At 72.5% G+C, this 12,863-nt stretch carries 8 protein-coding genes; 5 read left to right on the top strand and 3 right to left on the bottom strand.

The window, feature by feature from the left end; genetic code table 11:
- Nucleotides 1-191 precede the first annotated feature (191 nt).
- Both ACFXKZ_RS37250 and ACFXKZ_RS37245 read left to right on the top strand, forming a co-directional pair.
- Nucleotides 192-2,315, top strand: a complete 2,124-nt coding sequence (locus ACFXKZ_RS37250; RefSeq protein ID WP_380007230.1) for a right-handed parallel beta-helix repeat-containing protein — start codon at nucleotides 192-194, stop codon at nucleotides 2,313-2,315.
- A 104-nt stretch (nucleotides 2,316-2,419) separates the two neighbouring features.
- Nucleotides 2,420-3,184: a hypothetical protein gene (locus ACFXKZ_RS37245; protein ID WP_380007227.1), complete on the top strand. Its 765-nt coding sequence runs from the start codon at nucleotides 2,420-2,422 to the stop codon at nucleotides 3,182-3,184.
- A 48-nt stretch (nucleotides 3,185-3,232) separates the two neighbouring features.
- On the opposite strand, the gene ACFXKZ_RS37240 is transcribed toward ACFXKZ_RS37245, so the two are convergent.
- Entirely contained in the window at nucleotides 3,233-4,294 is a 1,062-nt protein-coding gene (locus tag ACFXKZ_RS37240) for an NADP-dependent oxidoreductase (protein WP_380007224.1), read from the bottom strand.
- A 114-nt stretch (nucleotides 4,295-4,408) separates the two neighbouring features.
- Between ACFXKZ_RS37240 and ACFXKZ_RS37235 the strand changes: the two genes are divergently transcribed.
- Entirely contained in the window at nucleotides 4,409-6,424 is a 2,016-nt protein-coding gene (locus ACFXKZ_RS37235) for a BTAD domain-containing putative transcriptional regulator (protein ID WP_380007221.1), read from the top strand.
- Nucleotides 6,425-6,476: 52 nt separating this feature from the next.
- Here ACFXKZ_RS37235 and ACFXKZ_RS37230 read toward each other — a convergent pair whose 3' ends face one another.
- Nucleotides 6,477-7,088, bottom strand: coding sequence for an isochorismatase family protein (locus ACFXKZ_RS37230; RefSeq protein WP_380007218.1), 612 nt, complete (start codon nucleotides 7,086-7,088; stop codon nucleotides 6,477-6,479).
- Between the two features lie 177 nt (nucleotides 7,089-7,265).
- Here ACFXKZ_RS37230 and ACFXKZ_RS37225 point away from each other — a divergent pair, with 177 nt between their 5' ends.
- Nucleotides 7,266-8,045, top strand: coding sequence for an SDR family oxidoreductase (locus ACFXKZ_RS37225; protein ID WP_380007215.1), 780 nt, complete (start codon nucleotides 7,266-7,268; stop codon nucleotides 8,043-8,045).
- A gap of 126 nt (nucleotides 8,046-8,171) precedes the next feature.
- On the opposite strand, the gene ACFXKZ_RS37220 is transcribed toward ACFXKZ_RS37225, so the two are convergent.
- Entirely contained in the window at nucleotides 8,172-9,653 is a 1,482-nt protein-coding gene (locus ACFXKZ_RS37220; protein WP_380007212.1) for a carboxylesterase/lipase family protein, read from the bottom strand.
- 251 nt (nucleotides 9,654-9,904) lie between these two features.
- Here ACFXKZ_RS37220 and ACFXKZ_RS37215 point away from each other — a divergent pair, with 251 nt between their 5' ends.
- Entirely contained in the window at nucleotides 9,905-11,113 is a 1,209-nt protein-coding gene (locus tag ACFXKZ_RS37215; RefSeq protein WP_380007209.1) for an ROK family protein, read from the top strand.
- The last annotated feature ends 1,750 nt before the right edge of the window (nucleotides 11,114-12,863 follow it).

Raw genomic sequence — 12,863 nt, 5'->3', positions numbered from 1 at the left:
GCCCGGCTGGCGTCCGAGGCCACCCCGGGCCGGTCACTTCAGCCCGGCCGGCGTTTGAGGCCACCCCAGGCCGAGTGATTTCGGTCCGGGCTGTTCGTACCCAAGCCACTTCAGCCCGGCCGGCGTTTTCGAGCCACACTCTTCCGGCCCCCGCCGGATGCACTTGCAAGACCCCCTCGACCGGAGGTCACATGCACGGCTTCAGACCGATTGCCGCCACTTTGGCGACAACCCTCATCGCGAGCCTGGCCGGCCTGGCCGCTCTCGCCCCGACCGCCGGCGCCGCGACGGCCGGCCCCACCACGACCTACGTCGACTGCGGTGTGGGCCGACCCGACGGCGGCGGCAGCCCAGACGACCCGCTCGGCGACCTGAGCGCCGTCAACTCCCGCACCTACGCCGGAGGCGACCGCATCCTGCTCCGCGCCGGCACCGTCTGCGTCGGCACGCTGCAACCCAAGGGCAACGGCGCCCCCGGCAACCCCGTCACGATCGGCGCCTACGGCGAAGGCCCGCGCCCGATCGTGCAGGGCACCGGCGGCCCCTCCACCCTCCGCCTGGTCGACCAGAGCTGGTGGACCGTACAGGGCCTGCACGTGACCAACCCGGCGCCGACTCAGGCGCTGCGTACCGGAGTTCAGGTCGACACCACCACCCCGGACCGCAAGTACGGGATCGTGCTGCGCGACCTGGAGGTCTCCGATGTCGCCGGCTGGAGTGACAAGACCGGTACCAACGCGGGCTGGTTCTCCGCGTCGGCCGGCATCATCGTGCTCGGCAAGGCGACCGCCGGCCCGATCGAGGGCATCACCATCGCCGACAACCAGGTCCACGACACCGGTGGCGGCGGCATCAAGATCTCGGTCAAGCCCGCCGACTTCCACCGCGACGTACTGATCCGGGCGAACAGCATCCGCAGCGTCGGCGGCGACGGCATCGTGGTGCACGGCTCGGACGCGCCGCTTGTCGAGTACAACCTCTTCGACGACGGCGGAGGCGGCAAGTACCCGTATCTGAACGGCAACTTCGCCGGCATGTGGCCGATCAACTCGCGCGACCCGGTGTTCCAATACAACGAGGTCACCCGGCAGCGGCCGTCGATCTTCGACTCCACCGCGTGGGACTGCGACGGCGCGATCACCGGATCGTGCACCTACCAGTACAACTACTCGCACGACAACGGCGGCGGTTTCTACCTGGGTTGCCAGAACTGCACCTCCTTCGGCAACTTCCACGCCACCCAGGTGCTGCGCTTCAACATCGCCCAGGACGACTGCCGGATCAGGGCCAACGCCTCGGGGGACAACACCAGTCCGCTGCGGATGTACAACAACACCTTCTTCTGCCCGAGCAAGAAGCTCGACGTCGAACTCCCCAACGGTCCCGGCGCGAACACCCTCGTCGCCAACAACGTCTTCGTCGCGGGCCAGGGTGCGCTGCCCACCGGCACGGGCGTCGACTATCGGGCCAACGTCTACCACGGCGGATTCACCGCGCCCACCGGCGACACCTCCGCCGTGACCACCGATCCCAGGTTGGCCGCACCGGGTACGGCGACCGGCCGCACCGACGCGGCAGGTTACGCGCTGCTCGCCGGATCTCCCGCGCTGGGTACGGGAGTCGCCGTCCCCGGGCTCGGCACGAGCGACTACTTCGGCAACGCCGTCCCGGCCGACGGGGCGGGGGTCAACCGGGGTGCGTACAACGGCCCGGCGGTGGCCGCGCCGCCGCTGTACCCCTCGATCGCCGCCGCCTACAACAACGTCGGGGTCGGCGACGACGCCAATCCCAACGTCGGCGGCTTCGGCCTGTCCGGCCGCAGCTACTCCGGCCAGGCGCTCGCGGCGGCCGGCTACGTCCCGGGGGCCCGGGTCACCGCCGGCGGGGCCGAGTTCACGTGGCACCCGCGCGCGTACGGCCTGCCGGACAACGTCAAGGCCGCCGGCCAGCGGATCGCGCTGGGCGGCAGCGGCAGTCGCCTGGTGGTCCTGGGCGCGGGCGCGTACGGCGCACAGACCGGCACGACCACCGTCACCTACACCGACGGCACCACCACGACCGCGACCCTGACCCTCGGCGACTGGTGGAGCACCACGGCCGGCCCGAGCGACCAGGTTGCGGTACGGGCGGCCTACCACCACAAACCGCAGACCGATTACCGCACGCCGGCCTCGGCCCGCTCCGAGGAGGACGTCACGGTACGGGTCGCCGCCCTCGCCATCGACCCCGGCCGGACGGTGGCGTCGGTGACCCTGCCGACGGGCAGCCCGATCGCCGGGCCCGGCCTGCATGTGTTCGACGTGAAGGTCGTCTGATGTCCCGCCGAGGACGGGCCGCGGGGGCACGGGGCGCCGGTCCCGCCGCGCGGGGTCGCGTGGTGGAGGGTGCCGCGGGCGCCGATTCCGCTGCGCGGCGCCGGGTGGCGGCGCGTGTTGCGCTCGGCTTCGCCGCGCTCGGCGTGGCCGGGGCGCTCGCGGTGCTTCTCCTCGACCCGTTCTCGGCGGCTACCGGGCGGGCGGGTTCGTCCTCGGCGACCCCGCCCGCCGCCACCGTCGATCCGGCCGCCGTCGTCGCGACCGTGGACGACGTTCCGGTGACGGCTGCCCATCTGCGGCGGGTGGCGGCGCGGCTGCGGGCGGAGGTGGTGGCCGAGTTCCCGATGCACGGTGGGCGAGCCGCCTACTGGGCCACACCGGTCGCCGGTCGCACGCCGCACGAGGTACTGGTCGAGCGGTCGTTGCGGGTGGCGGCCGCGGATACCGTGCTGCGCCGGTGGGCGTACGAGGCCGGACTGTCGACCGACCCGAGCGAGGCGGGCTTCCGCACCCGCCTGGACACGGAGAACGCCCGTCGAGAGGCGGCACGCTCGTCCGGCCGCCCGATCCCCGGGGTACCACGCTACGACGAGGAGAGCTTCGCCCGCACCGAGACCGCCGAGTGGTCGGCGGCACTGGCAGCCACCCTCGAAGTAGACCTGTCGGAGCCCAGGTTGCGCGCCCGATACACCGAACTCCTGGCCACGGCACCCCCGTCGACGAACCCCCCACCCTTCGAAGAGGCCCGCGACCGACTCCGCCGCGACCTGACGACAACGGCATTCAACACCGAACTGACCCACCGCACGGCAGCCACCCGACTCCTCCCGAGCCCGGGTGCGGACACGGTGGTCCACCAGGCGGAGTGACCGAACAAGTCAAGGGCATCCCCGCTCCCGCGCCGCCGGGGGCGGGCCTCACAGGCGGACCAGCATTTTGCCGGTGTTGGCGCCGTGCAGCATGCCGAGGAAGGCTTCCGGGGCGCGGTCGATGCCGTGCACGATCGTTTCCCGGGTGCGCAGGCTGCCGTCCGCGAGCCACGTCGTCGCCTGGGTGAGGTAGGCCGGGAACTTGTCGTAGTGGTCGACCACGAGCAGGCCCTTCAGGGTCAGTTGCCGAAGCACCAGGTCGTAGAGGTTGCTCGGGCCCGGGACCGGCTCGGTGGCGTTGTAGCCGCTGATCATGCCGACGATGGCGGCCCGCCCATGCATCCGCATCGCCCCGATCGCGGCCTCCAGGTGGTCTCCGCCGACGTTGTCCACGTACACGTCGATGCCCTCCGGCGCCGCCTTCGCCAACTGCTCCGCGATCGAACCGGCCCGGTAGTCGATGGCGGCGTCGAAGCCGAACACGTCCGTCAGGATCCGCCCCTTCCCGGGCCCGCCGGCCGATCCGATCACCCGGGATGCGCCGAGGTTGCGGGCGATCTGTCCGGCCAGGCTGCCCACCGCACCGGCGGCGCCGGAGACGAAGACGACGTCGCCCGGGCGTACCGGAGCGACCTCGGCGACCGCGAGGTAGGCGGTGAAGCCGACCTGCCCCAGTGCGCCGAGGTGGTCCTGCGGGCGGGTGGTCGAGACGTCCAGGACGGTGGCCTCGGCGCCGTCGATCACCGCATACTCGCGCCATCCGGCGAAGTGCGACACCGTCGCGCCCACGGCGACCTCCGCGCTGCGGGAGGCCACCACCTCGCCGACCGCGTGGCCCTCCAGCACGGCGCCGATCGCGAACGGGACGATGTAGGAGGCGTCGTCGTTCATCCGGCCGCGCATGTACGGGTCCACCGACATCCAGGTGTTGCGAACCAGGATCTGCCCTTCGGCGGGCTCCGGGATCTCCGTCTCGACCAATGCGAAGTTCGCCGGCTGCGGTTCACCCACCGGGCGCGACACCAAGTGGATTTCCCGGTTCACGGAGGGGCGCGGGGCGTCGGTGCCGTTGGAGTTGTCGGTGCTGTTGTTGTTGTTCTTTGGGTTCATCGCGGGGGCTTCCTTGTCTTGTCTCTCGGTCGGTGCGGCACTTCATACGTTGGCGGACCGCACTTCCGGTTTCCTTCCGATCGGCTGTAGATCCGCGTGGGGTAGCGTGCGAGGGTGCGATTCGGGGTGCTCGGCCCGCTGGCCGTCTGGACGAAGGACGGCGCGCCGGTGCCGATTCCGGAGGCGAAGGTGCGCGCGCTGCTCGCGGATCTGCTGATTCACGAGGGCCGACCGGTGCCGGCCGACCGGCTGATCGAGGACCTGTGGGGCCGCCGACTCCCGCGCAACCCGGTCGCCACGCTGCAGACCCGGGTGTCCCAACTGCGCCGCGCCTTGGAAGCCGCCGAACCGGGCGGACGCGACCTGGTGGTGTGGCAACCGCCCGGCTATCGCCTCGCCGTCTCGCCCGACGCCGTGGACGCGGGCCGCTTCCGGGTCCTGGTCGAGCGGGCCAGGATCACCGAGGACGCGCAGACGCGGAAGATGCTGCTGAGCGACGCGTTGGCGCTGGGGCGCGGGCCCGCGTACGCCGACGTCGCCGACGAGGAGTTCGCCCGCTCGGTGGCCGTGTGGCTGGACAAGGAACGGATCACCGCGCAGGGAGAGCACGCGCTGGCCCGGCTCGACCTGGGCGAACAACCGTCCCCGGTCGACGAGATCGGCGACCTGGTGACCCGTCACCCGCTGTGTGAACGGCTGCGCGCGGTGTACATGCGCGCCCTGTATCTGGCCGGCCGGCAGAGCGAGGCGTTGGCGGTGTACGCGGAACTGCGCGAGCGGCTCGCGGACGAACTGGGCGTGGATCCGGGGCCGGAGTCGGCGGCGCTGTACGAGCGGATCCTCAGACAGGATCCCGGGTTGCAGGCGACTGCGCGGGGTTCGGTGATGGTGGAGTCCCGAGTGGGGGCGGCCCTTGCGCCGGAATGGGTTTCGGATTCGGCAGCGGAGGCGGGTTCTGTTCCCGACTCCGGCTCTGGTTCGCTTTCGGGCTCGGGCTCGCTTTCGGGCTCAGGCTCGGGTTCCGTCGCGTTTGCCGCTGCTTCGTCCGTGCCGGTCGGGTTGCCCGTCGCGCTCGCACCGTTGGTCGGTCGGGCGGATGCGGTGGCTCGGGTGCGGGCGCTGATGGCCAGGGAACGGCTGGTCACGCTGACCGGTCCCGGTGGTGTGGGCAAAACCGCGCTGGCGGTCGAGGCGGCCCGGGACGCACCACCGCCGGGTGCCGATGGCCTCCCAGGCATCGAGGCGGTCGGATTCGTCGATCTTGTGGAGCTTGACCGCGCCACCGCGACCCCGGCCGACGTCGCCGCGACGATCGCCCGGGAGCTGGGCCTGGCCCCGGGAGTCGGCGGCGAACCACGCCTGTTGGCCGCCGTGTTGGCGTCTCGGCGGCTCCTCCTGGTGTTGGACACCTGCGAGCACGTCGTCGACGCGGTTGCCACCGTCGCCGAGGGGCTGCTTCGGGCGGTGCCCGGTCTGCGGATTCTGGCCACCGGTCGGGAGCCGCTGGCCGTACCGGGCGAGCGGTTGTGGCCCGTTCCGCCCCTGCCGGTGCCCGCGCCCGAGGCGGCACCGGAGGATGCGATGGGCCATGCGGCGGTGGAGCTGTTCGTCGAGCGCGTCGCCGCGACCGTACCGGGCTTTTGTCTCGATGCCGACAACGCCGCCGACGTGGCCACGATCTGCCGTCGTCTGGACGGAATCCCGCTCGCACTGGAACTGGCCGCCGGCCGGGTACGCGGCCTCGGCGTGGCGGAGGTGGCCGCCCGCCTGGACGATCGATTCGCGATCGTGGCTACGAGCCGCCGGGCCGGCCCGACCCGACACCGCACCCTGCGCGCCACCCTCGACTGGAGTTGGGAACTGCTGTCCCCACCCGAACAGGCCGTGCTGCGCCGCCTGTCGGTGGCCGAGGGCGGCCGGCGGCTCCCGGACGTGATCGAGGTCGCCGGGGCGGGCGGCGGCGACCTCGATGTCGTCGACGCCCTGACGCGTCTGGTGGACCGCTCCCTCGTCGCGATGACGATCGAACCCGGCGGCCCCCGCTACCGGTTGGCCGAATCGGTCCGGGCGTACGGCCTGGATCGGCTGTGCGAAGCCGGCGAACTCGTGGGCCGACCGGCCCCGACCTGAGGGACGACCACCGTTGACGGTGCGGCGGCGGGTACCGCGCCGGTGGACCGCGCTACGCCGGGTGTTCCGCGCCTTCGGGGCGGGCGGTGTCCGTGCCGGCGGTGGTGAAGACGACGTCCTCGGCGTGCGGGACGATCTCGACCTCGTCGCCCAGCGCCCATTCGGCCACCCGCGAGACCATCGGGGCCGGTACCGCCTCGCTGATCCCGGGCGCGGCCGGGATGTCGTACGTGGCGTGCGCGTCGTGCGGCAGTACCACCCGGTAGCCGCGTTCCAGCGCGGCCCGCGCGGTCGCTCCCACGCACATCTCGGACATCACGCCGCACACGGCGACGCCGGCCACCTTCGCCGTGGCCAGGACATCGGCCAGCGACGTACCGTCGAAACCGTCGTCCTCGGTCTTGCGGATCACCACCTCGCGGGGACCGGGCCGTACCGGCAGCATCAACTCCCAACCGGGGGAACCGGTTTCGTCGTCCGCGCCGACCGCTCCGTCGTTCTGGAGATGCACCACCAGCGACCCGCGCGCCCGTGCCTCGGCGAGCAGGGCGCCGACCCGATCCAGCACACGCGCGGAGTCCGGGACCGCACTTTCGCCGGTGACGAAGGCCACCTGTACGTCCACGATGATCAATGCCGAGACGGCGTCCACATTCTGCGTCATGCCACCCCATCCTGCCCGGTCGCCCACGACGGTGCCGAGGGGGTCGAATCTTGCGCGACTCGAGTTTGAAATAGGTTGCTCGCGGGTGTCACACGGGGGTGCCCGGCATCGTCAACGTGGTGTCGCAGCACATCGGGGCCGAGCGGCCCCGGGACGGATACGAAGAGGGAGAACACCATGGAGACTGGTTCGAGGATCGCGGTCGTCGGAGCCACCGGTCGGGCCGGGCGGCACGTGGTCGACGTGCTCCGGGAGCGCGGGCACGACGTGGTCGCGATCTCGCGGTCCACCGGCGTGGATGTGATCACCGGTGCGGGGCTCACCGAGGCGCTGGAGGGTGTCGGCTGCGTCATCGACGTGTCCAGCACACCCTCGCCCGACCAACAGGAGGCCACCGAGTTCTTCACCACGTCGGCGCGCAACCTCCAGGCGGCGGCCGCCAAGACCGGCGTGCGGCGCATGGTGGTCGCCTCGATCATCGGGATCGACGCCTCGGTCGCGGGCTACAACGCGGCCAAGCTGGCCCACGAGCAGGCCGTACTGGCCGGGCCGGTGCCGGTGCGGATCCTGCGGGCGGCGCAATTCCACGAGTTCGTCGAGGAGTTGGCGGGCTGGGGGATGCGCGGCGAGGTGTGCTACGTGCCGAGGATGCGTACCCAGCTGATCGGCGCGCGGGCCGTGGCGGAGGGCCTGGTCGAACTGGCCACCGGTGACGGGCCGATCGCGGAGACGGCGGGTACCCCGTTCGCGGAGATCGCTGGTCCGCGCGAGGAGAACCTCGCCGAGATGGCGCGACTGGTGCTCGAACGGCGCGGCCACACGGTCCGCGTCGAGGAGGTGAGCGACCCGGCCAACCCGGATCGCGACCTGTTCGAGAACGGCGGCCTGCTCCCCGGCCCGCACGCCACCCTCGCGGGCCCGACCTACCGCGACTGGCTCGCCGGCACCACGGCGTGACCCGCCCGCGGGCGGACCGCGCCACCGCGTGACCCTCATGCGCGGACGGCCGTCCCGGGTGGGCATGCCCCACCCGGGACCGGGCACCGTCGGCAGTCGTACCGGCCCGCCATGGGCCGTCCCCGATCAGGTTGTCGTCGGAACCGAGCGCGTTGCCCAGATCTCGCGTTCGGCGGCCAGGGTGTCAGCGGCGACGTGGGGCGTCGTGTCCCACACCATCGTCTCGCGCCCCGAGCGGGTGTAGCGCGGCCAGGACCGCCCCGGGTCGAGGTCGCGGACGAACGACACCCAGGCCCCATGCATCGCCTCGGCCAGCGCGACGGGCGCGTCGGGGCCGGTCGCGTCCTGCGCGCGCTCGGCGCCCAACAGGTCGAAGGCGAACGGCAGGTCGAGGCAGTGGAACGCCTGGCCGGCGAACATCGGGGTGGTGGAGCGCCATTCGAAGGCGTACATCCAGGTCGGCCGGTCCTGGCCCGCCCGCGCTTCGGCGATCGACGAGGCGGCGACCCGGAACAGCGAGTCGGTGATCGCCTGGCCGATCACCCCGGCGGGAGTCGCGCCCTCGTGCAGCGCGAGGTAGGCCGCGGTGCCCTCGGGCGACAGGCCGATCGAGCCGAGTACGCCGACGGCGGCCTCGACCGGGGCGTCCGCCATGCCGAGTTCGGCGGCGAAGTTGAACTCGTGGTGGGTCGCGCCGAGCATCAGCGGGGCCGGAGAGGCCGAGCCGTCCCGGAACGCGCCGTGCACGTCCTCGGGGATCAACTCGCCGTCGGCGAACGGCGCGAGGAGCAGTTCGGGCAGCGGCGCGGCGCCGTCCTCGGGCGCGGTGACCAGGTCCTGCAGGCGCTGTAGTTCCTCGTGCGAGAGGTCGCGCAGCGCGGCGGCGGTGGCGGGCAGGCCGGTGCGGGCGGTGAAGCGCGCGGCCACGGCGAGGCCGTCCGCGCGGCGCTGCGGGTCCATCACCGCGCCGGAGACCGCGATGCCGGCCCGGAACAACTCGTGCGCGGACGGGGTGGCCATCAACGTCTGGACCGCGCCGCCCCCGGCCGACTGGCCGGCGATGGTCACCTTGGCGGGGTCGCCGCCGAAGGCCGCGATGTTGTCGCGGACCCAGCGCAGGGCGGCGATCCAGTCCAGTACGGCCCGGTTGTCGGGCGCGTCCGCCAGGTGCAGGAAACCCTCGATGCCGAGTCGGTAGCCGAGCGAGACCAGGACCACGCCGTCGCGGTTGAAGGTACGGCCGTCGTACCAGGGACTGGCGGCCGAGCCGGCCACGAAGCCGCCGCCGTGGATCCAGACCAGTACGGGCAGCGCGGCGTTCGGGGTGGGGTCGGGGGTGAACACGTTGAGGTTGAGTACGTCATCGCCCGGGATCGACGGCTCGGGGATGATCGTCGGCCCCTCGCCGAAGCCGCGACGCTGGGCGGTGGGCCCGTAGGCCGTGGCGGCCAGTGGCTCGGTCCACGGCTCCGGGACCTCGGGGGCGGCGAAGCGGAGGTCGCCGACGGGCGGCTTGGCGTAGGGGATGCCCAGGAAGCGGGCGGACCGGTCCTGCCACACACCCCGGACGGGGCCCAGGGTGGTGGTGACGAGGGGCTGCTGGGACACGGGCGATCCTTGAGTGCGGGGGTCGGGGGTGGTCGGCGTTCGACTGGTACGACGGTCTTGTCGGGGTCTTGTCGGTGAGTATCGACCCGGGCCAATAAATATTGCAAGAGTTGAAAAAAATAATCACCGGAGCGGGGCGAGGCCAGGGCACAATCGACGACGTGAACACCGCCGCTACGCCCGACCCGGGTCCGGGCCCCAGCCCCGGGCCTGGCCCCGGCCTTGGCCCCAGCCCCACCGATACCGCCGCCGTGCGGCGTCACAACCTGGCGCTGGTCCTGCGTGAGATCGCCGCCCACGGGCCGTGCGCGCGGACGGAGGTCGCGGCGGCCACCGGCCTGGTCCACGCGTCGGTCACCGCGCTGGCCGCCGAACTGATCGGGCGCGGCCTGGTGGCCGAGGTCGGCTCGGCCTCCTCCGGCGGGCGGGGCCGGCCGCGTCGGTTGTTGCGCCTGGTGCCGGGGCGGGTGGTGGCGATCGCGGTACAGGTGACCCTGGAGCGGGTCGAGGTGCTGGCGGCCGACCTGGCCGGCGACGTGGTGCACCGCGCGTCCGTCCCGCACCACGCGCCGTTCGGTGACCCCGAGCCGCTGGCCGCCGTACTCGCCGACGCCATCCGTCGCGCCGAGGAGGTGGTCCGCACACGGCCCGACGCACACCTCGCGCGGGTCGTGATCGCCATGGCCGGGCCGGTCACCGGGCCCGGCCACACCGTCGCCGCCGCGATCGACTTCGGCTGGGCCAGGACCGACCTGCGGGCACTGGTGACGGCGCACCTGCCGGACCTGGCCTGCCCGGTGGATCTGGTCAACGACGCGAACGTGGCGGCCTTGGCCGAGTACCACGCCCGCGCCGAACAGGGCGGCGAACTCCCGCACGCCGTCGCGTACATCAAGGCCGACACCGGCGTCGGCGGCGGCCTGGTGGTGGGCGGCCGAATCCACACCGGTACCCACGGCCTGGCCGGCGAGGTGGGCCACATCCCACTCGCCTTCGACGGCCCCGACTGCCCCTGCGGCGCACGCGGCTGCCTGGCCATGTACGTCGGCCCCGAACCCCTCACCGCAGCCGCCGGCCTCGCCGACATCGCCACACACGAGGGCGTCGACGCGGCCCTGACCGAACTCGACCACCGCCTACGAGCCGGCGACCCGACCGCAACCGAAGCCCTCACCGCCGCAGGCCGCGCGGTCGGCGCCGCGGTACTGGCCATCACCGGCCTGGTCGACCCGGCCGAGGTAATCCTCGGCGGCTACCTGGCAACCTGGTACCCCTGGCTCACCGACGGCATCAACACCACCCTGTCCGGCCGCCGCGCAGTGGCCCCCCACCTGGAACCCACCATCACGCCAGGCAAGCTGTCCGAGGAAGCCACCCTGAGGGGCGCGTTGCAAACCAGCCGAGAAACCACTTTGAACACCCCGACCCAGATCCCACCCCTGAACCCCCAGGACCCCTAACCCCGACGACACCGCTGAACACCACGCGGTGGACGGCGAGTCGGCGGCTGCGGGTGGCCGGCTCGGGCCGGCCCGAGCCGATGCGAGCCGGTGATGGGCTGCCGCCGGCGTGCGGGCTCCGAACGTGGGGCTTCCGGCGAGGCGGCAGCGTCCGCGGCGAGCCTTCCCGAGCGGGCCGGGCGCTTCCGGCGCGCGTTGCGCTGTTGGTTACGGGTGACTGGTGCGGGGCTGGTCGGAGTCGGTGGTGGGCCGCCGCCGGCATGCGGGGCTCCGAGACTGCCGGTCTTCGGCGAGGCAGGTGTGTTGCTTGGCGAAAACCGGCCGGCAGCGGCGGGCAGGGTGGTGGTCGGGTCGAGTCCTCCGGAGGGCCTTCCCGAGTGGGTCGGGTGCTTCCGCGCGCGTTGCGCTTGCGGTTGCGTGGGCTGGTGCGGGGCCGGTCGGAGTCGGTGGTGGGCCGCCGCCGGCATGCGGGCTCCGAGACTCCGGCTTCCGACGAGGTGAGCGTGTTGCTCACCGAAAACCGGCCGGCAGCGGCGGGCAGGGTGGTGGTCGGGTCGGGTTCGCCGGGTGCCTTCCCGGGTGGGTCGGGGTGTTTCGGAGGTGTTTGGAGGGGTGTTGGGGTTCGTAACCGGATCGAGGTGGATGGTTGTGGGCTTTGAGCTTCGGTGACCTGCGGTTTTGCATGGTCGGGGTGGAAATTCGAGTGTCGAGTGCCGGTTTCGTGTGTTCCGGCCTCCTCGTCGCCGCTGTGGGGACCGAAACTGCCCGATCGGGGTCGGCTTCGGGCGCTGCGACCTTGCAGAGGCCGTCGAGCCGACCGAAAGTGCCCAGTGGGAGCCGAAACCGGATCCCGAGGCACTCGAAGCGGCTTCCCTTCCCGCTGACCTGCGGTTTTCTCTCGCGCCGAGACCACGGCACCCCACGCCGTCCGGTTTCGTGAACTCCCGCCCCCACACGCCCACCGCACCTCGAAATGCCCTGCCCGACCCACTCGGGAAGGCCGCCCGGGAAACTCGACCCGACCATCACCCTGTCCGCCGCTGCCGGCCGGTTTTCGCCAAGCAACACACCTGCCTCCCCGAAGACCGGCAGTCTCGGCGCCCCGCACGCCGGCGGCGGCCCATCACCGACTCCGACCGGCCCCGCACCGGCCACCCGCAACCAACAGCGCAATGCCCGTCGAAAGCGCCCGGCCCACTCGGAAAGGCTTGCCGGAGGACTCGACCCGAGCGCCCTCCCTGCCCGCCGCTGCTGGTCGCTTTTAAGCCGACCAACGCACTCGCCTCGTCGGAAACCCCAGGTCTCGGCGCCCCGCACGCCGGCGGCGGCCCATCACCGACTCCGACCGGCCCCGCACCGGCCACACGCGACCAACAGCGCAATGCCCGTCGAAAGCGCCCGGCCCATTCGGAAAGGCTTGCCGGAGGACTCGACCCGAGCACCCGCCCTGCCCGCCGCTGCTGGTCGCTTTTAAGCCGACCAACGCGCCCGCCTCGTCGGAAACCCCAGGTCTCGGCGCCCCGCACGCCGGCGGCGGCCCATCACCGACTCCGACCGGCCCCGCACCGGCCACACGCGACCAACAGCGCAATGCCCGTCGAAAGCGCCCGGCCGACTCGGAAAGGCTTGCCGGAGGACTCGACCCGAGCGCCCTCCCTGCCCGCCGCTGCTGGTCGCTTTTAAGCCGACCAACGCGCCCGCCTCGTCGGAAACCCCAGGTCTCGGCGCCCCGCACGCCGGCGGCGGCCCA

The sequence above is a fragment of the Embleya sp. NPDC059237 genome (assembly GCF_042754105.1).
Classification (GTDB): Bacteria; Actinomycetota; Actinomycetes; order Streptomycetales; family Streptomycetaceae; genus Embleya.
This window is presented reverse-complemented; position numbering and strand designations above follow the sequence as displayed.